Genomic DNA, 25,606 nt, shown 5'->3' on the forward strand with positions numbered 1-25,606 from the left:
GCGTGCAGGATCTGCACACACACAAAAGCCGCTACGCCGGTGTGGCAGTAGCGGCTTTTGTGTGTCGCGTCAAGGATTACAGACGAGCGTTACGCACCCCTTCGGCCAGGTCGCGGCACAGGCTCAGTACGCCCTGCACGGCCTGCTCGCTGTCCTCGGCATGGGCGATCTGGTCGATCAGCGCCGAGCCGACCACTACACCGTCGGCCAGGCGGGCGATGGTCGCCGCGTGTTCCGGGGTGCGGATGCCGAAGCCGATGCTGATCGGCAGGTCGGTATGCCGACGCAGACGCGCGACGGCCTGTTCGACGTGTTCCAGGGTCGCCGCGCCAGCGCCGGTGACGCCGGCTACCGAGACGTAGTAGACGAAGCCGGAGCTGCCGTTGAGCACCTTGGGCAGACGCGCATCGTCGGTGGTCGGGGTGGTCAGGCGGATGAAGTCCAGGCCCGCGACTTGCGCCGGGTCACAGAGGTCGACGTTATGTTCCGGCGGCAGGTCGACCACGATCAGGCCATCGACCCCCGACTCCTTGGCCTCGGCGATAAAGCGCGCGACGCCGTAATGGTGGATCGGGTTGAAGTAACCCATCAGTACCAACGGCGTGTTCTGCTCGCCTTGGCGAAATTCACGAACCATCTGCAGGGTCTTGGCCAGGTTCTGCCCACCGTCCAGCGCGCGGATATTCGCCAGCTGGATCGCCGGGCCATCGGCCATCGGATCGGTAAACGGCATGCCCAGCTCGATCACATCGGCGCCAGCAGCCGGTAGGCCCTTGAGGATCGCCAGCGAGGCGGCGTAGTTAGGGTCGCCGGCGGTGACGAAGGTCACCAGGGCGGCGCGGTTCTGTTGTTTCAGTTCGGCAAAGCGCGTCTGTAGGCGGCTCATGCTTGGTTCTCCAGTTCGCCCATGTGGTGCATCACGGTCTGCATGTCCTTGTCGCCGCGCCCGGACAGGTTGACCACCATCAGGTGCTCCTTGGGTAGCGTCGGCGCGCGTTTGAATACTTCGGCCAGGGCATGGGCGCTTTCCAGGGCGGGGATGATGCCTTCCAGGCGGCAGCACTTGTGGAAGGCGTCGAGGGCTTCGTCGTCAGTCACCGAGGTGTATTCGACGCGGCCGACCTCATGCAACCAGGCGTGTTCCGGGCCGATGCCGGGGTAGTCCAGGCCGGCGGAGATCGAGTGGGCGTCGATGATCTGGCCGTCGTCGTCCTGCAGCAGAAAGGTGCGGTTGCCGTGCAGCACGCCCGGTACGCCGCCGTTGAGGCTGGCAGCATGCTTGCCGGTTTCGATGCCGTAACCGGCCGCTTCGACGCCGATGATTTGTATGCCCTTGTCGTCAAGGAAGGGGTGGAACAGGCCGATGGCGTTGGAGCCGCCGCCGATGCAGGCGACCAGGCTGTCGGGCAGGCGGCCTTCCTGGGCGAGAATCTGATCGCGGGTTTCAGTGCCGATCACCGCCTGGAAGTCGCGCACCATTGCCGGATACGGGTGCGGGCCGGCCACGGTGCCGATCATGTAGAAGGTGTTGTCGACGTTGGTTACCCAGTCACGCAGCGCTTCGTTCATCGCGTCTTTCAGGGTGCCGGTGCCGGCGACGACTGGAATGACGGTGGCCCCGAGCAGCTTCATGCGGAACACGTTGGCCTGCTGGCGATCGATGTCGGTGGTGCCCATGAAGATCACGCACTCCAGACCGAAGCGCGCGGCCACGGTGGCGGTAGCCACGCCGTGCATGCCGGCGCCGGTCTCGGCGATGATGCGTTGCTTACCCATGCGCCGGGCCAGCAGAGCCTGGCCGATGCAGTTGTTAATCTTGTGCGCTCCGGTGTGGTTGAGCTCTTCGCGCTTGAGGTAGATCTTCGCCCCGCCGCAGAACTCGGTCAGGCGCTCGGCGAAATACAGCGGGCTCGGCCGGCCGACGTAGTCGCGCTGGAAGTAGGCCAGTTCCTTGGCAAACTCGGGGTCGAGCTTGGCCTTCTCGTATTCGGCGGCCAGCTCGTGGATCAGCGGCATCAGGGTTTCGGCGACGTATTGGCCGCCGAACGAGCCGAACAGGCCGTTGGCATCGGGGCCGCTGCGGAAAGAGGTCATGGCGTTCTCCTGGGAGTGTTGGGCGTCTGGGAGCGGGACGCGGCGGTCCTGCGGTTCCTGCGACAATGGCCACAGGATAAGACTGTGTGGCCCAGGACAAAAGCGATAAGATTGCCGCAACCTGTCAGGAAAACTCACAGATGAGTCAAATGCTCCCCCCCCTCAATGCCCTGCGTGCGTTCGAGGCTGCCGCCCGCCTGCAAAGCGTCAGCCAGGCCGCCGAGCAGCTGCATGTCACCCATGGTGCAGTCAGTCGGCAGATTCGGGCACTGGAAGAGCACCTCGGCGTGGCCTTGTTCGCCAAGGACGGTCGTGGCCTTAAACTCACAGATGCCGGGTTGCGCTTGCGCGATGTCAGCAGCGAGGCGTTCGAGCGGGTGCGGGCGGTCTGCAGCGAGTTGCAGCAGGGCCAGGCCGAGGCGCCATTCGTGTTGGCCTGCCCGGGCAGCCTGCTGGCGCGCTGGTTCATTCCGCGCCTGGATCGGCTCAATCGCGAACTGCCGGAGTTGCGTCTGCAACTCTCGGCCAGTGAGGGTGAACTGGACCCGCGGCGAGTCGGGGTCGACGCCACCCTGTGGTTCGCCGAACCGCCCTGGCCGGCGGACATGCAGGTGTTCGAGCTGGCGGTCGAGCACATCGGACCGGTCTTGAGTCCGCGCTATGGGCGCTTCGCCGCACTGCACCAGGCGCCAGCGGCGGTACTGCTGGGCGAACCCTTGTTGCACACCAGTTCGCGCCCGCAAGCCTGGCCAAGTTGGGCGGCGAGCAATGGCCTCGATACTGGTGCGCTCAGGCTGGGCCAGGGTTTCGAGCATCTCTACTACCTGCTGGAGGCAGCCGCGGCTGGCCTGGGGGTGGCCATCGCCCCGCAACAGTTGGTCGCCGACGATCTGGCGGCCGGGCGGTTGGTCGCGCCCTGGGGCTTCGTCGCAACCCCGGCCCGGCTGGCCTTGTGGGTGCCCGCGCGACGCCTGGATAAGCGCGCGCAGCGCTTGGCCGAGTGGCTGCGCGGCGAGCTGGACGGCTGAACCGCGTCTGACTATCGCGTTTAGTTTGCCGGGATATACCAAATACATGTCACAAAAGTCGGCGTGCTCGACTAGCGTTTACTTATCCACAGTGGAGAAAACGCCATGTCTGATCACCACACCTACAAGAAAATCGAGGTCGTCGGTTCGTCGAAAAACAGCATCGATGAAGCAATCAATAATGCCCTGCAAGAGTGCTCAAAGTCCGTGCGCAACCTCGACTGGTTCGAAGTCTTGGAAACCCGCGGGCATATCGAAAATGGCAAGGTCGGTCACTACCAGGTGACCCTCAAGGTTGGTTTTCGCCTCAGCGAGAGCTGAGCGGCGGTGAAAAAACTCCCGCCTACTGCGACCGTCTCCGCAAGTGGGTAGCCCGATTGCAGCCCGCTTGCCGAATCATGCTAAGCAGCCGCTGTTGCCTGCTTGCTTACCATTCAATGGCTATGGCACTGAAAAGTGCCTGCTGGTCGTTCGTCCCTGCAATCCGTAGAGTAAGCCCTACTCTTTAGCTGGGTTATTGGCGCAGGCCTGCGCCGATAACTCCATGCAAGCAAACAGGCGGGGCCTATGAGCGCGTTAGCACAGACCAAGATTTCCACCCTCGATCTCGCACCGATCCGCGATGACGGCGGGCCCGAGCAGGCGCTGCACAACTCCCTGGCGCTGGCCCGGCATGTCGAGCGGCTCGGCTTCACCCGTTTCTGGGTCGCCGAGCACCACAACATGGACGGCATCGCCAGTTCGGCAACCGCAGTGTTGCTGGGCTACCTGGCTGCGGGTACTTCGACCCTGCGTGTCGGCTCCGGCGGGGTGATGTTGCCCAACCACGCGCCTTTGGTGATCGCCGAGCAATTCGGCACCCTCGCCACCCTGTACCCAGGGCGCATCGACCTGGGCCTGGGGCGTGCGCCAGGCGCCGATCAGTTCACCGCCCATGCCCTGCGCCGCGAGCGCTCCGGTAGTGCCGACGACTTCCCCCGTGATGTCGAGGAGTTGCAGGCTTACCTGGGCCCGCGCACGCCGCAGCAACGGGTCATCGCCATGCCGGGCACGGGCACCCAGGTGCCGATCTGGCTGCTCGGCTCCAGCCTGTTCAGCGCCCAGTTGGCGGGTGAGAAAGGTCTGCCCTACGCCTTCGCCTCGCACTTCGCGCCGCGCTACATGCATGAGGCGATTCGGGTCTACCGCAGCCACTTCAAACCCTCGGCGGTACTCGACCAGCCCTACGTGATGCTCGGTGTGCCGTTGATCGCGGCAGACAGCGATGAGCAAGCGGAATACCTGGCAACCTCGGCCTACCAGCGCATTCTCGCCCTGATCCGTGGCCACAGCCTGGTGCAGAAGCCGCCGGTCAAGAGCATGCAGGGTCTGTGGCTGCCCCACGAAAAAGAGGCCGTTGCCAGCTTCTTCGGCATGGCGGTGGTCGGCGGCCCGGAAAAAGTCCGCGCGCGCCTGGAGGTGCTGCTGGAGCAAACCGGGGCCGACGAGCTGATCTTCACCTGCGATCTCTACGACTTCGCCGACCGCCTGCGCGCCTTCGAGATTCTTGCCCAGGTGCGTGCCGGCTAAATCACCGCGAACTTGTCGCGCCTATAGCTCTCTGAACTCTGTAGCCCTTATGCAATGGAGAGTTCAGATGAAAAAGACAGCATCGGCCCACTGGCAAGGCGGCATCAAAGACGGCAAAGGCACTATTTCCACCCAGAGCGGTGTGCTGACGAAAAGCCCCTACGGCTTCAATTCGCGCTTCGAGGATCAGCCGGGCACCAACCCGGAAGAGCTGATCGGCGCGGCCCATGCCGGTTGTTTTTCCATGGCCCTGTCCAAGGAACTGGGTGACGCCGGGATGACCGCCGCAAGCATCGAGACCAAGGCTGAAGTGACGCTGGACAAGGTCGACGGCGGCTTCGCCATAACCGCCGTGCACCTGAGCCTGCGCGCGAAGATTCCGGGAGCTGACCGGGCGGCGTTTGAGCAGGCGGTGGAAGCCGCCAAGAATGGTTGCCCGGTATCCAAGGTGCTGAATGCCGAGATCACCCTGGAAGCCGTGCTCGACAGCTGATCGGTATTGGCAGAGCGCCGCTAGCCGTTAGAACATTCCGCAGCGCAGCACCTTGGCGCGCGCCAGCACATTACGTTGCTCGTCGTAGAGCCAGGCCTGGGCGCTCATCGCCAGCGTCCTGGCTTCGATCCGGTAGTGCTGGCCGGCGGCGAAGTCGTCGTAACGCACGCGGATCTCACAGGTGCGCTGAATCGGCTCGGCCATCAGATTGCCGCCGCCCTGCACTTCGAAGTGAAAGCGTGCGATCAGTTCGTGGGCGCCAGGGCTGATCTGGAAGTAACGGCCGTCGTTGAGGCGCTTGCCGTCGAGTTGCTCGGCCATCAACAGGTCGCTGGCGCTGGTGTACAGATCGACCCAGGCCATACCAGGGTCGCGCGGTGGCAATGGCGAGGCGCACGCGCTGAGAAGCAATGCGCTGACGATCAGGGTTAGGTAACGCATGGACGTCTCCGAAATTGACGCTATGTAATCAGCTTACGCCGATAGTGCGAACAGTAGCTGCAATGCGCTAGTTTGCTGGGCATGACCTATCGCACTGCTCATGCTCTTATCGACTCCCTCTGCCGGCACTGGGTTCCGCTGCTGGCGGCGCTGCTGTTGCTCGGTGGTTGCACTACCCTGGATTACTACAGCCACCTGGCCCGGGGTCAGCTGCAGTTGCTGCAGGCGAGCACGCCGGTCGCTGCCTTGCTGCGTGACCCGCAGGTTGATCCTGGCCTGCAGCAACGCCTGATCCTGACTCAGCAGGCGCGCGACTTCGCCAGTGCGCGGCTGGGCCTGCCGGATAACCGCAGCTATCGCCTGTATGCCGATATCCAGCGGCCTTTCGTGGTGTGGAACCTGTTCGCCACGGCGGAGTTTTCCGTCAAGCCCGAGTTGCACTGCTTTCCCATCGCCGGCTGCGTGGCCTATCGCGGCTACTACAGTCAGGGCCGCGGCCGTGGCGCGGCGGCGCTGTTCAAGCAGCGCGGTTTCGACACCTACCTGGCTGGGGTCGAGGCCTATTCCACCCTGGGCTGGTTCGACGACCCGATTCTCAACACCATGCTGCGCTGGAACGATGAACGCCTGGTGGCGGTGATCTTCCACGAATTGGCCCACCAGCAACTGTATGTGGCCGACGACACCGCGTTCAACGAATCCTTCGCCACCTTTGTCGAGCGCGAAGGCCTGCGCCAGTGGCAACAGGCGCAGGGCCTCCCGGCTACCGACCGGGACGAAACCCGGCAGCGCGAACAGTTCAGTGCGCTGGTGCTGGCTAGCCGTGCGCGCCTGGAGCAGCTGTATGCCCGCGACCTGGCGGTGGATGCCATGCGTGCGGCCAAGCAGGCCGAGTTCGAGCGTCTACGCCAGGAGTACCGGGCTCTGCGTGAGCGCGAGTGGGGCGGGCGTGGCCGCTACGACGCCTGGGTCGCGGCGCCGCTGAATAACGCCAAGCTGCTGCCGTTCGGCCTCTACGACAAGTGGGTGCCGGCGTTCGCCGCCGTGTTCGCCGAGGTCGGCGCTGATTGGCCACGCTTCTACCAAAGCGTCACCGCCCTCGGCAAGTTGCCAGCCGAGGCGCGCACTGCAGCACTGGAAGCCTTGCGCAAAGCCAGCTAGAACTTGCTGTAGCGCCCGCCAGTCAAATACTGGCGAGTTTCGCAAAACCAAGGAGATGACGATGAACCGATGGACAGTGGCCGTGCTGCTCGGCTTGCTCGGCAGCGCTGCATGGGCGGCGCCCAAGCCCTGCGAGGAACTGAAGCAGGAAATCGAAGTGAAGATCCAGGCCGCTGGCGTTTCCAGCTACACCCTGGAGATCGTCGATAACGACGAGGTGCAGGATCAGAACATGGTGGTCGGCAGCTGCGACGGTGGCACTCGGAAGATCGTCTACCAGAAGAACGGCTGACTGTAGGCTGAGTTGAACGGAGCGATACCGATGCTGCCCATACGATGGGTTACGCCGCTACGTGCCTAACCCATCCTCGCTACGCGCCGGCCCATCCTGGGTCTCAGTCGATAAAGGCTCGGTGCAATTCGGCCAGGCTGGCGAAATGATAGGTCGGGGCCTCGGCCAGCAACTCCTCGCGGCTGCCGAAGCCATAGCCAACAGCCGCCGCATCCAGGCCATTGCGCCGCGCACCAATCAGGTCGTGCTTGCGGTCGCCGATCATCAGCGTCCTGTCCTTGGGTAACTGCTCCTGCGCCAGCAGATGGGCAAGCAGCTCGACCTTGTCGGTGCGTGTGCCGTCCAATTCGCTGCCGTAGATCACCTCGAAGTGCCGGGCAAAATCGAAGTGGCGGGCAATCTCCACGGCAAATACCGCCGGCTTGCTGGTGGCGATATACAGGGTTCGCTGCTGCGTCAGCAACAGCTCAAGCAGGTCGCCCACGCCATCGAACAGGCGATTCTCATACAAGCCGACGTCGCGAAAGCGCTCACGGTAGTGATGCACCGCCTGCCAGGCCGTCGCTTCGTCGAAGGCATAGGTTTGCATGAAACACTGCAACAACGGCGGCCCGATAAAGTGTTCCAGCGCCTGCAGGTCAGATTCGTCGATGCCCAGCTGCGCCAGGGCATGCTGCACCGAACGGGTAATCCCTTCACGCGGGTCGGTCAGGGTGCCGTCGAGGTCGAAGAGGATGTGTTGGTAGTGCATGCTGCCCGGCTTCATCAGCTGGCATAGCCTTCCATCAGGTGCTGATCCTTCAGGCGCACATAGTTGTCGGCGCTGTAGCGGAAGTAGCTGCGCTCCTTCTCGGTCAGCTCACGGGCTTTTTTCGCCGGGCTACCGACGTACAGGTAGCCGCTCTCCAGGTGGCTGCCGGGGGTGACCAGGCTGCCGGCGCCGAGCACCACTTCCGCGTCGATCACCACGCCATCCATGATGATGCTACCCATGCCGATCAGCACCCGGTCGGCGATGTTGCAGCCGTGCAGGGTGACGTTGTGGCCGATGGTCACATCGTCGCCGATATTCAGCGGGTAGCCGCGCGGGTTGAAGGGCCCGGCGTGGGTGATGTGCAGCACGCAGCCATCCTGAATACTGGTGCGCTCACCGATGCGGATGCTGTGCATGTCGCCACGGATCACCACCAGCGGCCAGACCGAACTGTCGGCGCCGATTTCTACATCGCCGATCACCACGGCGGAAGTATCGACAAAGGCCCGCTCGCCGAGCAGCGGAGTGAACTGTTGGTATGTACGTATCGACACGATAGAAACCTCTTAGGCTGCGGTGAGCTGTGATTGTAATTATGATGACGGGCATATGTGCCGAGTCCACCCTGCCAAGCGCAGGCTCATGGCTTCAAACCCATTTCGTTACAGGTGCCCTATCGTGACCGCCAACAACCCGCTGCTGCAAGCCTTCGACCTGCCACCCTATTCCGTCATCCGCCCGGAGCATGTCGAGCCGGCGGTGGATACGCTCCTCGCCGAGAACCGTGCCGCCATTGCCGAACTGCTCAAGCAACAGTCTGGCACACCGAGCTGGAGTGGGCTGGTGCTGGCGCTCGACGAATTGAATGATCGCCTTGGCCGCGCCTGGAGCCCGGTCAGCCACCTCAATGCGGTGTGCAACAACGCCGAGCTGCGAGCGGCCTATGAGGCCAGCCTGCCCAAGCTGTCCGAGTACTCGACCGAACTGGGTCATAACCGCGTGCTCTACGAGGCCTATCAGGCCTTGGCCACGAGCCCCGAGGCGGCCACGTTCGACGTCGCCCAGCAGACCATCCTCGAGCACAGCCTGCGTGACTTCCACCTGTCCGGCATCGATCTACCGGAGCTCGAGAAGCAGCGTTTCGGCGCCATTCAGAGCAAGCTCTCCGAGCTGGGCAGCCGCTTCTCCAACCAGCTGCTGGATGCCACCCAGGCCTGGAGCAAGCAGGTCAGCAGCGAGGCTGCGCTGGCCGGCCTGACCGATTCGGCCAAGGCGCAGATGCAGCAAGCGGCCGAGGCCAAGGGCCTGGACGGCTGGCTGATCAGCCTGGAATTCCCCAGCTATTTCGCGGTGATGACCTACGCCGATGACCGCGCCCTGCGCGAAGAGGTGTATGCCGCTTACTGCACCCGCGCCTCCGATCAGGGGCCGAATGCCGGCCAGCACGATAACAGCCCGGTGATGTTGGAAATCCTCGCCTTGCGCCAGGAACTGGCCAAGCTGCTCGGTTTTGCCAGCTACGCCGAGCTGAGCCTGGCGAGCAAGATGGCCGAGTCCACCGACCAGGTGCTGCACTTCCTGCGTGACCTGGCGGTACGCAGCAAGCCGTTCGCCGCCCAGGACCTGGCCGAGCTGCAAGCTTTCGCCGCCGAGCAAGGCTGCAGCGACCTGCAAAGCTGGGATGTCGGCTACTACAGCGAGAAGCTGCGCGAGCAGCGCTACAGCATTTCCCAGGAAATCCTCCGCGCCTATTTCCCCATCGACAAGGTGCTGAGCGGCCTGTTCGCCATCGTCGAGAAGCTCTACGGCATCCAGATCGAGGAGCTGTCGGGTTTCGACGCCTGGCACCCGGATGTCCGCCTGTTCGAGATCAAGGAGCACGGCGAGCATGTCGGGCGCTTCTTCTTCGACCTCTACGCCCGCGCCAACAAGCGCGGCGGCGCCTGGATGGACGGCGCCCGCGACAAGCGTCGTGACGCCGCTGGCCGGCTGATCAGCCCGGTGGCCAACCTGGTGTGCAACTTCACCCCGGCGGTCGGCGACAAGCCGGCGCTGCTGAGCCATGACGAAGTCACCACCCTGTTCCACGAGTTCGGCCATGGCCTGCACCACCTGCTGACCCGCGTCGAGCATGCCGGCGCTTCGGGGATCAACGGCGTAGCCTGGGACGCGGTCGAGCTGCCGAGCCAGTTCATGGAGAACTGGTGCTGGGAGCCCGAAGGTCTGGCGCTGATTTCCGGTCACTACCAGTCCGGCGACGCCCTGCCGCAGAACCTGCTGGACAAGATGCTGGCGGCAAAAAACTTCCAGTCCGGGCTGATGATGGTGCGTCAGCTGGAGTTCAGCCTGTTCGACTTCGAACTGCATGCGACCCACGGTGACGGCCGCGGCGTGCTGGAGGTGCTCGAAAGCATCCGCGCTGAAGTCTCGGTGCTGCGTCCGCCGGCCTACAACCGCTTCCCCAACAGCTTCGCGCATATCTTTGCCGGTGGTTACGCCGCCGGTTACTACAGCTACAAATGGGCCGAAGTGCTCTCGGCGGATGCCTTCTCGCGCTTCGAGGAAGAAGGCGTGTTCAACCGCGACACCGGGCGCGCCTTCCGCGAGGCGATCCTCGCCCGTGGCGGCTCGCAGGAACCGATGCTGTTGTTCGTCGACTTCCGCGGCCGCGAGCCGCGCATCGATGCCCTGTTGCGCCATCTGGGCCTGAGTCAGGAGGCCGCATGAGCGACGTACCCAAGGTGACCAAGAAGCGCTTTATCGCCGGCGCCGTGTGCCCGGCCTGCAGCGAGATGGACAAGATCCAGATGTGGGACGAAGACGGCGTGCCGCACCGCGAATGCGTGGCCTGTGGCTACGCCGACACCCTGGATGCGCGCGGCAACTCGGTACCCAAGGAGCTGCCGACCCGGGTCAATATCAGCGCGCTGAAACCCAAGGCCGCCAATCCCAAGGTGCAGGCGGTGCAGTTCTTTCCCAATCCCAAGCTGAAGAAGCCCAAGGAGTAAACCCGCACGGGCTACAGGGTTTTGTCGCCCGGATCAGCCCCGGCGCGGTGTGCCAGGTGTTGGATTCGTCGCTGATGCGCAACGTCCTGGGCTGCGTTGCACCGCTGCGGCGTGGGAACGATGAAGGCGATGGCGGATGGGAAAAGCGTCAGCCACGACGGCGCAGGCCGTGCACATGACCCTGGAGCCACGGTCTGGGCATGGACGGCCGCCGGCAGGCGACGGCTGGCACTTGGTGACAAGGCAGAATGGCTGTATTTATATACAGTATTCTGCCGGAGTCGCCCCATGTCCGTTTCCTTACCAACCCGCGGTCGCGGTACCGCCAGCAACCCGCATAACCGCTTCGCGCCGACCCGTTCGGTGGCCGAGGACGATGGCTGGTTTCAGGACGAGACGCCGCCGTCGCGCGCCACCGAAGTGCGCAGCGAGATCGCCAAGAGCGTCATCACCCGCAACAACTCGCCAGATGTCGGTTTCGACCGTTCGGTAAATCCCTATCGTGGCTGCGAGCACGGCTGCATCTACTGCTTCGCCCGGCCCAGCCACGCCTATTGGGATATGTCGCCAGGCATCGATTTCGAGACCCGGCTGATCGCCAAGACCAACCTGGCCAGCCGCCTGGAAGAACAATTGCAAAAGCCCGGCTATGTGCCGCAGCCGATCGCCCTGGGCATCAACACCGATGCCTACCAGCCGATCGAGCGCGAGCAGCGCCTGACCCGCCAGGCCCTGGAAGTTCTCCTGCGCTACAAGCATCCGCTGCACATCATCACCAAGGGCTCGCTGATCCTGCGCGACCTCGATCTGCTCAGCGAGCTGGCCAGTCAACGCCTGGTCAGCGTGGCCTTCAGCCTGACCACCCTCGACGATGAACTGAAACGCATCATGGAGCCGCGCGCCGCCTCGCCGGGGCACGCTTGCGCGCCATGCGCACGCTGCATGAGGCCGGTGTGCCGGTCAGCGTGATCTGCGCGCCGATGATTCCGATGATCAACGACATGGAACTGGAGCGCCTGCTCGAGGCCGCCCGCGATGCCGGCGCGGGCTCGGCCAGCTATGTGCTGCTGCGCCTGCCGCTGGAAATCGCCGAGCTGTTCGAGCAATGGCTGCAGGCGCACTTTCCCGAGCGCGCCGTGCATGTGATGAGCCTGATCCGCCAGTCGCGCGGCGGCAAAAACTACGACAGCCGCTTCGGCAGCCGCATGCGCGGCGAAGGCCCGTTCGCCGAACTGCTGGCCCAGCGCTTTCGCCTGGCCAGTCGCAAGCTGGGTCTGGATCGCCGTGACACCCAGGGTCTGGATTGCTCGCAATTCTGCCCGCCGGGTGCGCAGCTGAGCCTGCTCTGAATACGGGGAGGTTATGAATCAACGGTTTACTGCGGTCGCCTACAGATGCCCGTTGCTAATCGTGTCCTGGGTAACGCAACTGGAACGCCAATTGCTCTTAATCGAACAGGCGATGTATCAGGCCACCATTGGCTGGGTTCGCGGTGACCCAAGGCGCGCGTCGAGTGTCCAGTAACGGTGCGCAATCACCTGCTAAGGGCATTGACCGAGCCAGGAAGATGCGATCCCGCAGATTTTTCGAGGTTAGTCATATGGACAAGCAAGAGCAGCAGAGCATTCGCGTGGTGGAAAGCGCGGAGGAGGCGCTGCGGCATATCCTCGAAGGCTTTCAGCGCTTCCGTCAGGAGGTGTTTCCGCAGCAACAGGCGTTGTTCAAGAAGCTCGCCCATGAGCAGACGCCACGGGCGATGATCATCACCTGCGCCGATTCGCGCATCGTCCCCGAATTAATTACCCAGAGCGATCCCGGCGACCTGTTCGTTTCCCGCAATGTCGGCAATGTAGTGCCGCCCTACGGGCAGATGATGGGCGGGGTCTCCACCGCTATCGAGTATGCGGTGATGGCGCTGGGCGTGCAGCACATCATCATCTGCGGGCATTCCGACTGTGGCGCGATGAAGGCGGTGCTCAACCCCGAAGAACTGGAGCGCATGCCGACGGTAAAAGCCTGGTTGCGCCATGCCGAAGTGGCCAAGATCGTGGTCGAGGACAATTGCGGCTGCGCCGACCACAACACCCTGGGTATCCTCACCGAGGAGAACGTGGTGGCCCAACTCGACCACCTGCGCACCCATCCCTCGGTGGCCTCGCGCCTGGCTAGCGGTCAGCTGTTCATCCATGGCTGGGTGTACGACATCGAGACCAGCGAGATCAAGGCCTATGACGCCGAGAAAGGCGAGTTCCGCCAGATCGGTGATGGCCCGCTGCCGATGGCTACGCCGCGGCCACGTTATTTGCAAAGCTAGACCCGAGGTTTTTTGCGGGAACTATTCGCGTGTTGTCACACCCATTATTTAGTGCCCCTCAGCGGCTTATTGTCTGGAGAGACCGGTGGATTACATTGATTGGCTGCAATGGCCGGCGATGCTGGCGACCGTGATCGCCGCCTGGTTGATCGCGTCACTGAATTTGCGTCGACGCACTATCGGTTTCTGGTGCTTTATCTTGAGCAACCTGCTCTGGACGATCTGGGGCTGGCATGCCGGTGCCTGGGCGCTGATCGTGTTGCAGGTCTGTCTGGCCGTGCTGAATATTCGCGGGGTCAAGAAGAATGACCCCGCACATACGTAGCCGCGAGGCTACTTCAGCCGGCTATGCGCGATTCGTCCAGCTGCAGTTCTACCCCCAGTTGGCCTGACAGGCAGGGCCAGCGTTTCCAGGCGGCTTCGGTGTGCGGATCGCTCAAGCGCTCGCGATAGGCGCGCACGGAGGCCTGGTCGAAGCTGGCCTCATCGAGCATGCCAGCCACGGCGTGGTGCACGGCTTCGTCCAGCTGATTGGCAAATGGCTCGCCGATCAACTGGTGGGCGATCAGGTTGGCCACCGTGGTGTCCAGCGGAATCAGGGGTCGGCCGAGGTGGGCGATGTAGCGGTCGTTGACCTCCTCGACCAGGCGGTGGGCCAGGTAGGCTTCGTCAAGCAGGCCATCGAGACCGTCATGTCCGGCCATCAGCGCGGGCGGCTGGAGGAAAAACTGTTCGGCGACTTTCAGTACGGGCTTGATCTGCGCCTCGATGCCGGCTTCGCGTGCGACCTGATTGGCCGCTTCCAACACATCGGGTACCTGCTCGATATAGGCGCTGACAAAGCGCGTGAGCACCTCGAGGGTGTCAATGTCGGGTAGGCGGATGGAGGGATGCAGGCGCTCCAGTTGCGTACTCAGTAGCGCAGAGAGCTGCTTGCTGTTGGTTTCGTGTTGGTGAGCGCGCTGAATCAGTTCGCGCAATGCGGGGGTATTCATGACTACTCCTGAAGTGAGGACATGGGCGTGAACCATAGCTGGCTGGAGGCGACTGCTCAGACGCGATTGTCATAAATTTTTCATACTTATACGAGAGCGCTATAACGCGCTACCCCTGATTCTAGCGGGCCACACCCTCCGTGGCGTTTAGCACAAGGCTTGCGCGGTGTTGACGATTTTCGTTTTGACGTTGCCAGGTTGAAGTCGCCGTCTATACTCGAATTCGAAAGACAGTACCTGATAACACCGGACGGGCTTCGGCACGGAGAGGTTTCGACAGTTGTCATGGCCGTCGATCCTTTTGCTGCATGTTCCGCCGGCGGGATAACAAGAATGATAAGGGGAACCCGCAATGATGCGACATCCACGCGTTTGGATGAGCCTCCTGCTGTGTTTGGTATTCAGCTCGGCTCACGCTAGCTGGACGATCAACATGGCGCCCGGAGCTACTGAGGTCAGTCGCTCGGTGTTTGACTTGCACATGACCATTTTCTGGATCTGCGTCGCGATCGGCGTGGTGGTGTTCGGCGCGATGTTCTGGTCGATGCTGGTCCACCGCCGCTCCACGGGACAGCAGGCCGCGCACTTTCACGAAAGCACCACGGTGGAGATCCTCTGGACCGTGGTGCCGCTGGTGATTCTGGTGCTGATGGCGATCCCGGCGACCAAGACGCTGATCGACATCTACGACAGCTCGGAATCCGAGCTGGATATCCAGATCACCGGATACCAGTGGAAATGGCATTACAAATACCTGGGCCAGGACGTGGAGTTCTTCAGCAACCTGACCACTCCCCAAGACCAGATCAATAATAAAGCCGAGAAAGGCGAGCATTATCTGCTCGAGGTCGATGAGCCGATGGTGGTGCCGGTTGGCACCAAGGTACGCTTTCTGATTACCTCCGCCGATGTGATCCATTCCTGGTGGGTGCCGGCCCTGGCTGTGAAGAAGGACGCCATTCCCGGCTTCGTCAATGAGTCCTGGACGCGGGTCGAGGAACCAGGGATCTATCGGGGTCAATGCGCCGAGCTGTGCGGCAAGGACCATGGCTTCATGCCGATCGTGGTCGAGGTCAAATCGAAGGAAGACTTCGCCCTCTGGCTGGCCGAGCGCAAACAGCTCGCGCTTGCCGAGAAGGAGCTGACCAGCAAGGAGTGGACCCAGGAAGAACTCCTGGCCCGTGGCGAAAAAGCCTACAACACCACATGTGCCGCTTGCCATCAGCCTACTGGTGAAGGCTTGCCACCGATGTTCCCGGCGCTCAAGGGCTCGGCCATCGCCACCGGCCCAGCCGCAGAACATATCGGCATGGTGGTCAACGGCAAGCCGGGCACTTCCATGGCCGCCTTCGGCAAGCAACTGTCGGAAGTCGACATTGCCGCGATCATCACCTACGAACGCAACGCCTGGGGCAACAAAGTGGGTGACATGGTCACGCCACAAGACGTTCTCGCGTTCAAACAAGCTCAGGAGTAAGGACATGAGTGCAGTGATCGATACGGATCATAAAGATCATGGCCATGCCGGGGATGACCATCATCACGGCCCGGCCAAAGGTCTGATGCGTTGGGTGCTAACCACCAACCATAAAGACATCGGCACCATGTACCTGTGGTTCAGTTTCGCCATGTTCCTCCTCGGCGGCACCATGGCCATGGTGATTCGCGCCGAGTTGTTCCAGCCGGGTTTGCAGATCGTGCAGCCTGAATTCTTCAACCAGATGACCACCATGCATGGCTTGATCATGGTCTTCGGTGCGGTGATGCCGGCCTTCGTCGGCCTGGCCAACTGGATGATTCCGCTGATGATCGGCGCGCCGGACATGGCCTTGCCGCGGATGAACAACTTCAGCTTCTGGCTGCTGCCGGCGGCCTTCAGCATAATGGTCAGCACGTTGTTCATGGAGGGTGGCGGACCGAACTTCGGTTGGACCTTCTACGCACCGCTATCCACCACCTACGCGCCGGAAAGCGTGACCTTCTTCATCTTCGCCATCCACCTGATGGGTATCAGTTCGATCATGGGCGCGATCAACGTGGTCGCCACCATCCTCAACCTGCGCGCCCCCGGCATGACCCTGATGAAGATGCCGCTGTTCGTCTGGACCTGGTTGATCACCGCCTTCCTGCTGATCGCGGTGATGCCAGTGTTGGCGGGCTGCGTGACCATGATGCTGATGGACATCCACTTCGGCACCAGCTTCTTCAGCGCCGCCGGTGGCGGTGACCCGGTATTGTTCCAGCACGTGTTCTGGTTCTTCGGTCATCCCGAGGTGTACATCATGATCCTGCCGGCGTTCGGCGCGGTCAGTGCGATCATCCCGGCCTTCGCCCGCAAGCCGCTATTCGGTTATACCTCGATGGTCTATGCCACCGCATCGATCGCCTTCCTCTCGTTTATCGTCTGGGCGCACCACATGTTCACCGTTGGCATACCGCTGACCGGCGAGCTGTTCTTCATGTATGCCACCCTGCTGATCGCCGTGCCCACCGGAGTTAAGGTGTTCAACTGGGCGAGTACCATGTGGCGGGGGTCGATGACCTTCGAGACGCCGATGCTGTTCGCCGTGGCGTTCGTCATTCTGTTCACCATTGGCGGTTTCTCCGGACTGATGCTGGCCATCGCCCCGGCGGACTTCCAGTACCACGACACCTACTTCGTGGTGGCGCACTTCCACTACGTACTGGTACCGGGAGCGATCTTCGGCATCTTCGCCTCGGCCTACTTCTGGCTACCGAAGTGGACCGGCCATATGTATGACGAGACCCTCGGTAAGCTGCACTTCTGGATGAGCTTCGTCGGCATGAACATGGCGTTCTTCCCCATGCACTTCGTCGGCCTGGCCGGCATGCCACGGCGGATCCCCGACTACAACATGATGTTCGCCAACTTCAACATGGTCTCGAGCATCGGTGCCTTCATGTTCGGCGCGACCCAGTTGCTGTTCCTGTTCATCGTCATCAAGTGCATCCGTGGCGGCAAGCCGGCCGCGGCCAAGCCCTGGGATGGCGCCGAAGGTCTGGAGTGGACGGTGCCGTCGCCAGCGCCTTACCACACCTTCCAGACTCCGCCGGACGTGAAGTGATGAACCTCTGCGAAGACCCAGTTCGCCAGGCACGTTTGGCCGCTGACCGGCCCACCCTGCGAGCCGACTATGAGTGAGGCCCTGGCCATCCGTCGTCTGGTCATCCGCTTAGTGCTGGTGGTGGTGGGGATGTTCGGCTTTGGTTTCGCCCTGGTACCGATCTACGACGTGATGTGCCAGGCCTTCGGCATTAACGGTAAAACCGCCGGGGTCTATGAGGCCGGGCAGCAAAGCGTGGACCAGTCGCGTCAGGTGCGGGTGCAGTTTCTCGCCACCAATGCGGCCGATATGGCCTGGGAGTTCCGCCCGCTGGGCGATGAAGTGACGGTGCATCCGGGTGAAAGCACGCAGATGTTATTCGTCGCGCACAACCCTACGGACAAGCCGATGACTGCTCAGGCGATTCCCAGTATTGCCCCCTCCAAGGCGGCGGCGTATTTCCACAAGACCGAGTGTTTCTGCTTTACCCAGCAGGTTCTGCAGCCCGGTGAGCGTATTGAAATGCCGGTACGTTTTATCGTCGATCGAGATTTACCCGCAGATGTGCGCCACCTGACCCTGGCTTACACTCTGTTCGATATCACTGCGAGTAAACCGCCTGTAGCCCAGGTGGGCCAATAAGGAGAATAAAGATGGCAGCTCATGAGCAGTACTACGTTCCGGCCCAGAGCAAGTGGCCGATTATCGCCACTATCGGCTTGCTGATCACGGTCGTCGGGCTCTCCACCTGGTTCAACGATATGAAGGCCGAGCGGGCCGACTCCAACGGCCCGTTGATCTTCTTCGTTGGTGGCCTGTTCCTCGCCTACATGCTGTTCGGCTGGTTCGGTACCGTGATCAAGGAAGGCAGTTCAGGCCTGTACAGCGCGCAGATGGATCGCTCGTTCCGCTGGGGCATGAGCTGGTTCATTTTTTCCGAGGTGATGTTCTTCGCCGCGTTCTTCGGCGTGCTGTTCTACGTGCGCACCTGGGCCGGGCCCTGGCTGGGCGGCGAAGGCGACAAAGGCATTGCCAACATGCTCTGGCCGGGTTTCGAGTACAGCTGGCCGTTGCTCAACACGCCGGATCCCAAACTCTACCCGGCCCCCAGCGGGGTCATCAGCGCCTGGGGTCTGCCGTTGCTCAACACCGTGCTGCTGGTGAGTTCCAGCTTCACCCTGACCTTCGCCCACCATGCCCTGCGCAAGAACCAGCGCAAGCCGCTGACACTCTGGCTGGCGTTGACTCTGGTACTCGGCGCGGCGTTCCTGGTGTTCCAGGCCGAAGAGTATATCCATGCCTACACCGAACTCGGCTTGACCCTGGGCTCGGGCATCTATGGCGCGACCTTCTTCATGCTCACCGGTTTTCACGGCGCCCATGTCACCTTGGGGGCGATCATGCTGACGGTGATGCTGGTCCGCGTCGTGCGTGGCCACTTCAGCCCCGAACAGCACTTCGGCTTCGAGGCGGCCGCCTGGTACTGGCACTTCGTCGACGTGGTGTGGCTCGGCTTGTTTACGTTCGTTTATGTACTCTGATCCGCGCGGCCTAGGAAAAGCGGCAGGAAGGGGGTAGGCGTGTGACCGGTGCCTACCACGTCACCTGGGGCGCCAGTTGGCCGCTATAGAAGCCCCAGGCAATGAGGGCTACAGTCAGGGCGGTGAGCGTGACCCGAACGGTCAGGGAATTGACCACTCGGGAAGAGCGACCCTCGTCCTTGACCAGGAAAAAAAGACCGCTGAACAAGCTGACCACTGTAGCGAGTAGCAAGAGGACGATCGCGATCTTGAGCATGGGTAACTCCGGGGGGAGAGGAATGTGTTGCAGATGCAGTATAACCAGCTTGACCCGGGCTTCGGGGCGCGCGCGATGAGCGCTTTTCGCCCTGGCTGGTTGCCCAGTCTGCTGGTGCTGATGCTGTTCCCTACGCTTATCGGCCTGGGTTTCTGGCAGCTGGCACGCGCCGAAGAAAAGCGCGAATTGTTGGCCGTCCATCAAGCGCAGCAGCTGGCCACACCTATTGCTATCGCCGAACTCGAGAACCATGCAACTCTTGCCTATGTGCGGGTAAAACTGCAGGGCTACTTCGATGCGCAGCACAGTTTTTTGCTGGATAACCGCACCCGTGATGGCCAGGCGGGCGTCGAAGTCCTGCAACCCTTTCATGATCAGGCCAGCGGTCTCTGGCTGTTGCTCAATCGCGGCTGGCTGCCTTGGCCGGATCGCCGCATAACCCCGACTTTCGCCACCCCAGATACGCCGCTGCGCCTACAGGCCTCGGTATACGTGTCCCTGGGCGATGGCTTGCAACTGCAGCAGGGACCGCAGGGCAGTGCCTGGCCACGTTTGATCAGCGCGGTCAAACCGGACGAAATCTGGCGCCAGTTGGGGCGCGTGGGCCTGAGCCATGAGGTGCGTCTGGCCCCCGGGCCTGGGTCTTTTCGGGTCGACTGGCCGGTGATCGCCATGAGCCCGGATAAACACCTGGGCTATGCTTTTCAATGGTTCGCTTTGGCAACGGCTTTGCTCGGCCTGTTCATCTATTTAGGTTTGTATAACGCGCGGGAGACTCGCCATGAACCCAGCCACCACTCTTCCTGAAGTGTCGCCCAGCCGTCGTCGGCGCGGTCGCCTGCAGCTGATCATGATTCTCGCCGTGGTTATCGGGCCGATGATCCTGGCCAGCGCCATGTACCAGTGGCGCTTCTGGGTCCCGGAAACCCGCAACTACCACGGCGAGTTGATTGGCACCGGCCAGTCCCGTGCTGATCTCGGTGTCACGGGTGCGCCGGAGGAGCGCTGGCAGTTGCTGGTGACAGTCCCGGGTGCCTGCGATACGGATTGCAAGCAACTGGTGTTCCTCGCGCGGCAGATTCATATCGGTCTCAATCGTGATACCGCACGGGCCTCACATGCCGTGGCCAGCAGCCAACCCTTGGCCGAGGACTATGACGCGCTGCTGCGCCGCGAATATCCGCAGTTGGCCCGCTATCAACTCGAGCTCCAGGCCTATGGCGAAGTCGCCGGCAAAGCCGAAGGGGCACAGCTGTGGATAGTCGATCCGCGTGGCAATCTGGTGCTGCGCTATGGCAGCCGTAGCAAGGGCAAGGCGATTCTCAACGACTTACGCCATTTGCTGAAGATTTCCCAGATCGGCTGATCTCGACGACGGCACAAGGAGTACCACGATGGTCAAACCCGGATACCGCCTTGCCTTGTTCGCCACCGTCCTGGCCGGGGTGGTAGTGCTGCTCGGTGCCTACACCCGGCTGACTCACGCGGGCTTGGGTTGTCCGGATTGGCCAGGCTGCTACGGTTTTCTCGCGGTGCCCATGAGCGAGCACAAGCAGGCACTGGCCGAGGTGCGTTTCCCCGAGGCGCCGGTGGAAGTGGCCAAGGGCTGGTACGAGATGGTCCATCGCTATTTTGCCGGCAGCCTCGGCCTGGTGATTCTGGGGCTTGCTGCACAGGCGCTGCGCCGTCGCGGCGAGCCGGGGCAGCCGTTGAAATTGCCGTTGTTGCTGCTCGGCCTGGTGATCCTGCAAGGCGCCTTCGGCATGTGGACGGTGACCCTCAAGCTCTGGCCACAAGTGGTTTCCGCCCATTTGCTCGGCGGCTTTGCCACCCTCAGCCTGCTGTTCCTCCTGACCTTGCGCCTGTCTGGTGCGGCGCCGCCAATGCCCACGCTTTCCGCCCGCCTGCGCGGTCTGGCTGCGATCAGCCTGCTGCTGGTGATCGGACAGATTGCCCTCGGCGGCTGGGTCAGCAGCAATTACGCGGCGGTTGCCTGCGTGGACCTGCCGACCTGTCACGGCGAATGGTGGCCGGCGATGGATTTCGCCAACGGCTTTCATCTTACCCAGCATATCGGTCCGAACTACTTAGGCGGCCAGCTCGACAGCGACGCACGCACGGCCATCCACATGACCCATCGTCTGGGTGCGCTGGTGGTGACTCTGATCCTGCTGCTGCTGGCCTGGCGACTGCGCCGCACCGGCTTGTCGCGTCTGGCCGGCGGGCTGCTGTTGGCGCTGGGCGTGCAGGTCAGCCTGGGTATCAGTAACGTGATTTTCCATCTGCCGCTGCCGGTGGCAGTGGCGCATAACGCCGGTGGTGCGCTATTGCTGTTGACGCTGGTGTTAGTTAACTACCGGGTGCGCTTGAACTCCCATAGCAGCCAGCTTGCTGTGGTCCGGCATTCTGGCGATCCAGGCGTGCGGCAACACAACGCCGGGACGCCGGATCGCCAGCAAGGACTAAGCGTCCCCCTGGCTCCTACAGGTCAATAAAGAACAACAAGGAGAGACCGTATGGCTACTCTACTGCGCGAACAACATGCTCACGCCAGCTGGCGCGACTACCTGGAGCTGACCAAGCCGCGGGTGGTAGTGCTGATGCTGATTACATCCTTGGTCGGCATGTTCCTCGCGACCCGTGCTGGCGTGCCCTGGACGGTATTGATTTTCGGCAACCTGGGTATCGGTCTGTGTGCCGGAGGGGCGGCGGCCGTCAACCATGTGGTGGACCGGCGCATCGACTCGATCATGGCGCGCACCCACAAACGCCCGCTGGCCGAAGGCCGGGTCACTCCGCTGGCGGCGCTCAGCTTCGCCCTGCTGTTGGCGGTGGCGGGCCTTAGCCTGCTGTTGACCTTCACCAATGAACTGGCCGCCTGGCTGACCCTCGCTTCGCTGCTCGGCTATGCGGTGATCTACACCGGCTTTCTCAAGCGCGCCACACCGCAGAACATCGTCATCGGCGGCCTGGCCGGTGCGGCACCGCCGCTGCTGGGCTGGGTCGCGGTTACCGGCGAGCTGACCGCCGAGCCGCTGCTGCTGATGCTGATTATCTTCGCCTGGACCCCGCCGCATTTCTGGGCCCTGGCCATTCACCGCAAGGCCGAATACGCCAAAGCCAACATCCCGATGCTGCCGGTGACCCATGGCGAGCACTACACCAAGGTGCACATCCTGCTCTACACCCTGGTGATGTTTGCCGTGACCCTGCTGCCCTACGCCATTCACATGAGCGGCCTGCTCTATCTGGTCTGCGCCATCGGCCTGGGCGCGCGCTTTTTGCACTGGGCCTGGGTGCTGTACCGTGACAGCAAACCGCACGCGGCGATCAATACCTTCAAATACAGCATCTGGTATCTTTTCTCGTTGTTTATCGCCCTGCTGGTCGATCACTACCTGCTGTTCAACCTGTAATCGTTGGTGCTATGACCCGTACTCAGAAAACCGTTTTCATTCTCGTTGCCGTGGTTGCGCTGGTGCTCGGCTTGACCGTCAACAAGGTGCTGAGCAACAAGGGCCAGGCCGACCCGACCGCGCTGCTCGATGCCGGCATCGTCCTGCTGCCACAGAGTCGCACGCTGCCTGAGCTGAGCTTCGTCGATCAGAATGGCCAGACCTTTAACGTCGATCAGTTCGAGGATAAGTGGAGCCTGCTGTTTTTCGGCTACACCTTCTGCCCGGACATCTGCCCGGCTACGCTCGCCCAGCTGCGCCAGCTGCAAGACCAGCTGCCGGAACAGGCCCGCGCCAACCTGCAGGTGATGCTGGTCAGCGTCGATCCCAACCGCGACACGCCGGAGCAGTTGAAGAAATACCTCGACTACTTCGATGCCGGATTTGTCGGCCTGACCGCCGAGGAAACCACCCTGCAGAAATTCGCCAATGCGCTGAGCATTCCCTATATTCCGGCCGATACCAGCAAGGAAAACTACACCGTCGACCACAGCGGCAACCTGGTGATCATCGGCCCGGACGGCACCCAACGCGGCTTTATCCGCGCGCCGTTGAACAACGCAAAGCTGGCGGTACAACTACCGGGGCTGGTTACGCCACTGAATTGATTGGTGGGTCGGGCCGCGTAGCTGACAATCCATCGCCGAGCTATTTGGCGAACAGCTGACTTATATCCTTGAACGCCTTGAACTCCAGGGCGTTGCCGCAGGGGTCGAGGAGGAACAGGGTGGCCTGCTCGCCGACCTGGCCCTCGAAGCGCACATAGGGCTCGATGACGAAGCGGGTGTGCCTGGCCTGCAGGCGCTCGGCCAGGGCTTGCCAATCGTCCCACTCCAGCACCACGCCAAAATGCGGTACCGGCACCTCGTGACCGTCCACCGGGTTGCTGTGCACGGCCTTTTGATGCTCCATCTGCGGCGCCTGGTGAATCACCAGCTGGTGGCCGAAGAAGTCGAAGTCCACCCAGTGCGCGCTGCTGCGACCTTCGGCGCAACCGAATACCTCACCGTAGAAGTGTCGGGCAGCGGCCAGGTCGTGGACCGGAATGGCCAGGTGAAAGGGGGCGAGCGCCATGAAGAGATTCCTTGTGGTGACTGTCCGTTGATTCTCAGCAACAGCGATACTGAGTGAAAGCGAATATTCTTGTTCGCAAGCACAAATAAATTTGATCAGTCGAGGCGGCGATGTTGCGTGAGTTGAGAACCTTCGTGATGGTCGCCCGCCACGGCACCTTCGCCGCCGCCGGCCAGCAGGTCAGCCTGACCCAGTCGGCGGTCAGCGCGCAGATGCGCGTGCTGGAACAGGGCTTGGGTGTGCGCCTGTTCGACCGCAGTGGCCGCGCCGCCCTGCTCAATGCCGCCGGCCGGCATGCCCTGCCGCTGGCCGAGCAGATGCTCGCGCTCTATGCCCAGATGGCGCTGCCGACCTCGGCTGCCGAGTGGCAGGGCGAGCTGAAGGTCGGCGCCATCGCCAGTGTGCAGACCGGCCTGTTGCCCGAAGCCCTGCCGCGCTTTCGTACCGCTGCGCCGCGGGTCGAGCTGAAGCTGGTGCCCGGCGTGTCGCTGAATCTGCTGAGCCAGGTGGATGCCGGCGAACTGGACCTGGCGCTGCTGATCAAGCCGCCATTCGAGTTGCCCAAGGAACTGCTGCAAATCAGTCTGGCGCGCGAGCCCTTCGTTCTGATCACGCCCATGGGCGTTACCGGCGATGACCCGCTGCAGATCCTCGCCGAGCAGCCGTTCGTACGCTACGAGCGCCGCTCCTTCGGTGGCCGGCTGGTCAGCCAGTTTCTTCGCGAGCAACGTCTGAGCGTGCACGAGGCGCTGGAGCTGGACGAACTGGAGGCCATCGTACGCATGGTCGAATGCGGCCTCGGCGTCTCGCTGATCCCGCGCGCCGGCCTGTGGCTGCAGCGGCCGACCCAGCTGCGGGTGCTCGAGTTGGGCGAACTAACCTTCCACCGCGAACTGGTTGCGCTGCTGCGCCGCGCCCAGCAGCAGCCGGCCCTGGAGTGTCTGCTGGAGTGCCTGCGGTCGCTGCCACACGGGTAGGCAAGAACAAGGCTATGTCCCGGTTATGTGTTGCGAATAGTTTTCGTAGGGTGGGTTAGGCACTGACTGCATGGCTAGCGGTTGGCAGGTAGTTGGCTGCGCCGTAACCCGCCAAATGAACCGATACCGTAGGTGGGTTACGCGGCGCACAGTCACTGAGGCTAGGTTTTAGCCCGCGATGCGCCGCTAACCCACCCTACGATTTGCGGTCTTGCCCAGCGCTTTTTCCAACAGGTAACGGGGATATAGCCAAGAAAAAGCCCGCACGCGGCGGGCTCGTTCTGCAGGGGCAGGAGTCGTCGGCTTAGAACGCCGGCACCACCGCGCCCTGGTATTTCTCCAGGATGAAGGCTTTGACTTCGGGGCTGTTCAGCGCCTTGGCCAGTTTCTGCATGGCGGCGCTGTCCTTGTTGTCCGGGCGAGCCACCAGGATGTTGACGTAGGGCGAGTCGCTGCCTTCGATGATCAGCGCATCCTGGGTCGGGTTGAGCTTGGCTTCCAGGGCGTAGTTGGTGTTGATCAGCGCCAGGTCGACCTGGGTCAGTACGCGCGCAAGCGTCGCGGCTTCCAGTTCGCGGATCTTGATGCCTTTCGGGTTCTTGACGATGTCCTTGGCGGTGGCGGTGATTCCGGCGCCGTTCTTGAGCCTGATCAGCCCGGCCTTCTGCAGCAGCAGCAGGGCGCGGCCACCGTTGGTGGCATCGTTGGGGATGACCACGTTGGCGCCTTGCGGCAGTTCAACCAGGGTTTTGACCGTGCTCGAGTAAGCGCCAAACGGCTCGACATGCACGCCGGCGACGCTGACCAGCTCGGTGCCGCGGCTGTTGTTGAACTCGTCGAGGTACGGCTGGTGCTGGAAGAAGTTGGCGTCCAGGCGCTTCTCGGCGACCTGCACGTTGGGCTGCACATAATCGGTGAAGACCTTGATCTCCAGCTCGACGCCGTCTTTGGCCAGGGCTGGTTTGACGAATTCGAGGATTTCCGCGTGCGGCACGGCGGTGGCCGCCACGCTCAGGGCTTCGCCCTGGGCAGCGCTGGAAAACGCGGCGACGACGGCGATGGCAGTCAGCAATTTTTTCATGAAGGACT

The 25,606-nt window shown here is 62.5% G+C and carries 29 protein-coding genes and 1 pseudogene; 21 read left to right on the forward strand and 9 right to left on the reverse strand.

Translation table 11 applies throughout. The annotated features are described in order from the left end of the window. Positions 1-76: 76 nt before the first annotated feature. Both trpA and trpB read right to left on the reverse strand, forming a co-directional pair. Positions 77-886, reverse strand: a complete 810-nt coding sequence (gene trpA / locus B2D37_RS18845) for a tryptophan synthase subunit alpha (RefSeq protein ID WP_079204134.1) — start codon at positions 884-886, stop codon at positions 77-79. Next, positions 883-2,094 carry a tryptophan synthase subunit beta gene (trpB, locus tag B2D37_RS18850; RefSeq protein ID WP_079204135.1) on the reverse strand — a complete coding sequence of 404 codons (1,212 nt, stop codon included), beginning with the start codon at positions 2,092-2,094 and terminating at the stop codon, positions 883-885. Before trpB ends, trpA begins: the two co-directional genes overlap by 4 nt. A gap of 140 nt (positions 2,095-2,234) precedes the next feature. On the opposite strand from trpB, the gene B2D37_RS18855 reads away from it, so the two are divergent. The 4 genes from B2D37_RS18855 to B2D37_RS18870 all read left to right on the forward strand — a co-directional run bounded on the left by B2D37_RS18855 (position 2,235) and on the right by B2D37_RS18870 (position 5,184). Further along, entirely contained in the window at positions 2,235-3,122 is an 888-nt protein-coding gene (locus B2D37_RS18855) for a LysR family transcriptional regulator (RefSeq protein WP_079205038.1), read from the forward strand. A gap of 105 nt (positions 3,123-3,227) precedes the next feature. Further along, positions 3,228-3,443, forward strand: coding sequence for a dodecin (locus tag B2D37_RS18860; protein ID WP_079204136.1), 216 nt, complete (start codon positions 3,228-3,230; stop codon positions 3,441-3,443). A 246-nt stretch (positions 3,444-3,689) separates the two neighbouring features. After that, entirely contained in the window at positions 3,690-4,691 is a 1,002-nt protein-coding gene (locus B2D37_RS18865; RefSeq protein WP_079204137.1) for an LLM class flavin-dependent oxidoreductase, read from the forward strand. A 67-nt stretch (positions 4,692-4,758) separates the two neighbouring features. Then, positions 4,759-5,184 (forward strand): OsmC family protein, encoded by a 426-nt coding sequence (locus B2D37_RS18870; RefSeq protein ID WP_079204138.1) that lies wholly within the window; start codon positions 4,759-4,761, stop codon positions 5,182-5,184. Between the two features lie 27 nt (positions 5,185-5,211). Here B2D37_RS18870 and B2D37_RS18875 read toward each other — a convergent pair whose 3' ends face one another. Beyond that, positions 5,212-5,625 carry a hypothetical protein gene (locus B2D37_RS18875; protein WP_079204139.1) on the reverse strand — a complete coding sequence of 138 codons (414 nt, stop codon included), beginning with the start codon at positions 5,623-5,625 and terminating at the stop codon, positions 5,212-5,214. An 81-nt stretch (positions 5,626-5,706) separates the two neighbouring features. On the opposite strand from B2D37_RS18875, the gene B2D37_RS18880 reads away from it, so the two are divergent. Together B2D37_RS18880 and B2D37_RS18885 are read left to right on the forward strand one after the other, a co-directional pair. After that, positions 5,707-6,786 (forward strand): aminopeptidase, encoded by a 1,080-nt coding sequence (locus B2D37_RS18880; protein WP_079205039.1) that lies wholly within the window; start codon positions 5,707-5,709, stop codon positions 6,784-6,786. Between the two features lie 61 nt (positions 6,787-6,847). Next, positions 6,848-7,078: a DUF1161 domain-containing protein gene (locus tag B2D37_RS18885; protein ID WP_079204140.1), complete on the forward strand. Its 231-nt coding sequence runs from the start codon at positions 6,848-6,850 to the stop codon at positions 7,076-7,078. A 103-nt stretch (positions 7,079-7,181) separates the two neighbouring features. Here the strand turns inward: B2D37_RS18885 and B2D37_RS18890 are convergent, their stop codons facing one another. Together B2D37_RS18890 and B2D37_RS18895 are read right to left on the reverse strand one after the other, a co-directional pair. Further along, positions 7,182-7,829 (reverse strand): HAD family hydrolase, encoded by a 648-nt coding sequence (locus tag B2D37_RS18890; RefSeq protein WP_079205040.1) that lies wholly within the window; start codon positions 7,827-7,829, stop codon positions 7,182-7,184. Positions 7,830-7,843: 14 nt separating this feature from the next. Continuing rightward, on the reverse strand, positions 7,844-8,386 hold the full coding sequence (locus B2D37_RS18895; RefSeq protein ID WP_079204141.1) for a gamma carbonic anhydrase family protein: 543 nt from the start codon (positions 8,384-8,386) through the stop codon (positions 7,844-7,846). A gap of 88 nt (positions 8,387-8,474) precedes the next feature. On the opposite strand from B2D37_RS18895, the gene prlC reads away from it, so the two are divergent. The 5 genes and pseudogenes from prlC to B2D37_RS18920 all read left to right on the forward strand — a co-directional run bounded on the left by prlC (position 8,475) and on the right by B2D37_RS18920 (position 13,479). Then, the gene (gene prlC / locus B2D37_RS18900; protein ID WP_154067122.1) at positions 8,475-10,559 is read left to right on the forward strand and encodes an oligopeptidase A; all 2,085 of its coding nucleotides are present in this window, start codon (positions 8,475-8,477) and stop codon (positions 10,557-10,559) included. Continuing rightward, complete coding sequence (locus B2D37_RS18905) at positions 10,556-10,840, forward strand: YheV family putative zinc ribbon protein (RefSeq protein WP_079204143.1); 285 nt, start codon at positions 10,556-10,558, stop codon at positions 10,838-10,840. The genes prlC and B2D37_RS18905 overlap by 4 nt, the downstream gene beginning before the upstream one ends. Positions 10,841-11,128: 288 nt before the next feature. Next, a pseudogene (locus B2D37_RS18910) lies at positions 11,129-12,189 on the forward strand (PA0069 family radical SAM protein). 251 nt (positions 12,190-12,440) lie between these two features. Next, positions 12,441-13,154 carry a carbonic anhydrase gene (locus B2D37_RS18915; protein ID WP_079204144.1) on the forward strand — a complete coding sequence of 238 codons (714 nt, stop codon included), beginning with the start codon at positions 12,441-12,443 and terminating at the stop codon, positions 13,152-13,154. Positions 13,155-13,272: 118 nt separating this feature from the next. Next, positions 13,273-13,479 carry a hypothetical protein gene (locus tag B2D37_RS18920; RefSeq protein WP_371915459.1) on the forward strand — a complete coding sequence of 69 codons (207 nt, stop codon included), beginning with the start codon at positions 13,273-13,275 and terminating at the stop codon, positions 13,477-13,479. Between the two features lie 13 nt (positions 13,480-13,492). Here B2D37_RS18920 and B2D37_RS18925 read toward each other — a convergent pair whose 3' ends face one another. After that, complete coding sequence (locus B2D37_RS18925) at positions 13,493-14,149, reverse strand: hypothetical protein (RefSeq protein WP_079204146.1); 657 nt, start codon at positions 14,147-14,149, stop codon at positions 13,493-13,495. A gap of 352 nt (positions 14,150-14,501) precedes the next feature. Here B2D37_RS18925 and coxB point away from each other — a divergent pair, with 352 nt between their 5' ends. The 4 genes from coxB to B2D37_RS18945 all read left to right on the forward strand — a co-directional run bounded on the left by coxB (position 14,502) and on the right by B2D37_RS18945 (position 18,755). Beyond that, positions 14,502-15,626, forward strand: coding sequence for a cytochrome c oxidase subunit II (gene coxB / locus B2D37_RS18930; RefSeq protein ID WP_154067123.1), 1,125 nt, complete (start codon positions 14,502-14,504; stop codon positions 15,624-15,626). Between the two features lie 4 nt (positions 15,627-15,630). Then, complete coding sequence (gene ctaD / locus B2D37_RS18935; protein ID WP_079204148.1) at positions 15,631-17,235, forward strand: cytochrome c oxidase subunit I; 1,605 nt, start codon at positions 15,631-15,633, stop codon at positions 17,233-17,235. A 69-nt stretch (positions 17,236-17,304) separates the two neighbouring features. Continuing rightward, entirely contained in the window at positions 17,305-17,856 is a 552-nt protein-coding gene (locus B2D37_RS18940) for a cytochrome c oxidase assembly protein (RefSeq protein WP_079204149.1), read from the forward strand. 11 nt (positions 17,857-17,867) lie between these two features. Further along, complete coding sequence (locus B2D37_RS18945) at positions 17,868-18,755, forward strand: cytochrome c oxidase subunit 3 (RefSeq protein WP_079204150.1); 888 nt, start codon at positions 17,868-17,870, stop codon at positions 18,753-18,755. Between the two features lie 52 nt (positions 18,756-18,807). On the opposite strand, the gene B2D37_RS18950 is transcribed toward B2D37_RS18945, so the two are convergent. Beyond that, complete coding sequence (locus B2D37_RS18950) at positions 18,808-19,011, reverse strand: twin transmembrane helix small protein (RefSeq protein ID WP_079204151.1); 204 nt, start codon at positions 19,009-19,011, stop codon at positions 18,808-18,810. 75 nt (positions 19,012-19,086) lie between these two features. On the opposite strand from B2D37_RS18950, the gene B2D37_RS18955 reads away from it, so the two are divergent. Genes B2D37_RS18955 through B2D37_RS18975 form a run of 5 tightly spaced genes read left to right on the forward strand, consistent with a single transcriptional unit; the run spans position 19,087 to position 23,074 of the window. Next, positions 19,087-19,818 carry an SURF1 family protein gene (locus B2D37_RS18955; RefSeq protein WP_079205041.1) on the forward strand — a complete coding sequence of 244 codons (732 nt, stop codon included), beginning with the start codon at positions 19,087-19,089 and terminating at the stop codon, positions 19,816-19,818. Continuing rightward, positions 19,793-20,377: a hypothetical protein gene (locus B2D37_RS18960; RefSeq protein ID WP_079204152.1), complete on the forward strand. Its 585-nt coding sequence runs from the start codon at positions 19,793-19,795 to the stop codon at positions 20,375-20,377. The genes B2D37_RS18955 and B2D37_RS18960 overlap by 26 nt, the downstream gene beginning before the upstream one ends. 28 nt (positions 20,378-20,405) lie before the next feature. After that, positions 20,406-21,506, forward strand: a complete 1,101-nt coding sequence (locus B2D37_RS18965) for a heme A synthase (RefSeq protein ID WP_079204153.1) — start codon at positions 20,406-20,408, stop codon at positions 21,504-21,506. A 21-nt stretch (positions 21,507-21,527) separates the two neighbouring features. Then, on the forward strand, positions 21,528-22,427 hold the full coding sequence (gene cyoE, locus B2D37_RS18970; RefSeq protein ID WP_079204154.1) for a heme o synthase: 900 nt from the start codon (positions 21,528-21,530) through the stop codon (positions 22,425-22,427). Positions 22,428-22,438: 11 nt separating this feature from the next. Continuing rightward, entirely contained in the window at positions 22,439-23,074 is a 636-nt protein-coding gene (locus B2D37_RS18975; protein WP_079204155.1) for an SCO family protein, read from the forward strand. A gap of 40 nt (positions 23,075-23,114) precedes the next feature. Here the strand turns inward: B2D37_RS18975 and B2D37_RS18980 are convergent, their stop codons facing one another. Then, the gene (locus tag B2D37_RS18980; protein WP_079204156.1) at positions 23,115-23,540 is read right to left on the reverse strand and encodes a VOC family protein; all 426 of its coding nucleotides are present in this window, start codon (positions 23,538-23,540) and stop codon (positions 23,115-23,117) included. A 110-nt stretch (positions 23,541-23,650) separates the two neighbouring features. On the opposite strand from B2D37_RS18980, the gene B2D37_RS18985 reads away from it, so the two are divergent. Further along, positions 23,651-24,517, forward strand: coding sequence for a LysR substrate-binding domain-containing protein (locus tag B2D37_RS18985; protein WP_079204157.1), 867 nt, complete (start codon positions 23,651-23,653; stop codon positions 24,515-24,517). 304 nt (positions 24,518-24,821) lie between these two features. On the opposite strand, the gene B2D37_RS18990 is transcribed toward B2D37_RS18985, so the two are convergent. Then, the gene (locus B2D37_RS18990; RefSeq protein ID WP_079204158.1) at positions 24,822-25,598 is read right to left on the reverse strand and encodes a MetQ/NlpA family ABC transporter substrate-binding protein; all 777 of its coding nucleotides are present in this window, start codon (positions 25,596-25,598) and stop codon (positions 24,822-24,824) included. Positions 25,599-25,606 lie beyond the last annotated feature (8 nt).

The organism is Pseudomonas sp. CC6-YY-74 (assembly GCF_002025205.1).
Lineage (GTDB): Bacteria > Pseudomonadota > Gammaproteobacteria > Pseudomonadales > Pseudomonadaceae > Aquipseudomonas > Aquipseudomonas paeninsulae.

Bases quoted from the DNA above. Each gene is read 5' to 3' on its own strand.
- trpA (WP_079204134.1), bottom strand. From the start codon at position 886: ATGAGCCGCCTACAGACGCGCTTTGCCGAACTGAAACAACAGAACCGC.
- trpB (WP_079204135.1), bottom strand. From the start codon at position 2,094: ATGACCTCTTTCCGCAGCGGCCCCGATGCCAACGGCCTGTTCGGCTCG.
- B2D37_RS18855 (WP_079205038.1), top strand. From the start codon at position 2,235: ATGAGTCAAATGCTCCCCCCCCTCAATGCCCTGCGTGCGTTCGAGGCT.
- B2D37_RS18860 (WP_079204136.1), top strand. From the start codon at position 3,228: ATGTCTGATCACCACACCTACAAGAAAATCGAGGTCGTCGGTTCGTCG.
- B2D37_RS18865 (WP_079204137.1), top strand. From the start codon at position 3,690: ATGAGCGCGTTAGCACAGACCAAGATTTCCACCCTCGATCTCGCACCG.
- B2D37_RS18870 (WP_079204138.1), top strand. From the start codon at position 4,759: ATGAAAAAGACAGCATCGGCCCACTGGCAAGGCGGCATCAAAGACGGC.
- B2D37_RS18875 (WP_079204139.1), bottom strand. From the start codon at position 5,625: ATGCGTTACCTAACCCTGATCGTCAGCGCATTGCTTCTCAGCGCGTGC.
- B2D37_RS18880 (WP_079205039.1), top strand. From the start codon at position 5,707: ATGACCTATCGCACTGCTCATGCTCTTATCGACTCCCTCTGCCGGCAC.
- B2D37_RS18885 (WP_079204140.1), top strand. From the start codon at position 6,848: ATGAACCGATGGACAGTGGCCGTGCTGCTCGGCTTGCTCGGCAGCGCT.
- B2D37_RS18890 (WP_079205040.1), bottom strand. From the start codon at position 7,829: ATGCACTACCAACACATCCTCTTCGACCTCGACGGCACCCTGACCGAC.
- prlC (WP_154067122.1), top strand. From the start codon at position 8,475: ATGGCTTCAAACCCATTTCGTTACAGGTGCCCTATCGTGACCGCCAAC.
- B2D37_RS18905 (WP_079204143.1), top strand. From the start codon at position 10,556: ATGAGCGACGTACCCAAGGTGACCAAGAAGCGCTTTATCGCCGGCGCC.
- B2D37_RS18915 (WP_079204144.1), top strand. From the start codon at position 12,441: ATGGACAAGCAAGAGCAGCAGAGCATTCGCGTGGTGGAAAGCGCGGAG.
- B2D37_RS18920 (WP_371915459.1), top strand. From the start codon at position 13,273: ATGCTGGCGACCGTGATCGCCGCCTGGTTGATCGCGTCACTGAATTTG.
- B2D37_RS18925 (WP_079204146.1), bottom strand. From the start codon at position 14,149: ATGAATACCCCCGCATTGCGCGAACTGATTCAGCGCGCTCACCAACAC.
- coxB (WP_154067123.1), top strand. From the start codon at position 14,502: ATGATGCGACATCCACGCGTTTGGATGAGCCTCCTGCTGTGTTTGGTA.
- ctaD (WP_079204148.1), top strand. From the start codon at position 15,631: ATGAGTGCAGTGATCGATACGGATCATAAAGATCATGGCCATGCCGGG.
- B2D37_RS18940 (WP_079204149.1), top strand. From the start codon at position 17,305: ATGAGTGAGGCCCTGGCCATCCGTCGTCTGGTCATCCGCTTAGTGCTG.
- B2D37_RS18945 (WP_079204150.1), top strand. From the start codon at position 17,868: ATGGCAGCTCATGAGCAGTACTACGTTCCGGCCCAGAGCAAGTGGCCG.
- B2D37_RS18950 (WP_079204151.1), bottom strand. From the start codon at position 19,011: ATGCTCAAGATCGCGATCGTCCTCTTGCTACTCGCTACAGTGGTCAGC.
- B2D37_RS18955 (WP_079205041.1), top strand. From the start codon at position 19,087: ATGAGCGCTTTTCGCCCTGGCTGGTTGCCCAGTCTGCTGGTGCTGATG.
- B2D37_RS18960 (WP_079204152.1), top strand. From the start codon at position 19,793: ATGAACCCAGCCACCACTCTTCCTGAAGTGTCGCCCAGCCGTCGTCGG.
- B2D37_RS18965 (WP_079204153.1), top strand. From the start codon at position 20,406: ATGGTCAAACCCGGATACCGCCTTGCCTTGTTCGCCACCGTCCTGGCC.
- cyoE (WP_079204154.1), top strand. From the start codon at position 21,528: ATGGCTACTCTACTGCGCGAACAACATGCTCACGCCAGCTGGCGCGAC.
- B2D37_RS18975 (WP_079204155.1), top strand. From the start codon at position 22,439: ATGACCCGTACTCAGAAAACCGTTTTCATTCTCGTTGCCGTGGTTGCG.
- B2D37_RS18980 (WP_079204156.1), bottom strand. From the start codon at position 23,540: ATGGCGCTCGCCCCCTTTCACCTGGCCATTCCGGTCCACGACCTGGCC.
- B2D37_RS18985 (WP_079204157.1), top strand. From the start codon at position 23,651: ATGTTGCGTGAGTTGAGAACCTTCGTGATGGTCGCCCGCCACGGCACC.
- B2D37_RS18990 (WP_079204158.1), bottom strand. From the start codon at position 25,598: ATGAAAAAATTGCTGACTGCCATCGCCGTCGTCGCCGCGTTTTCCAGC.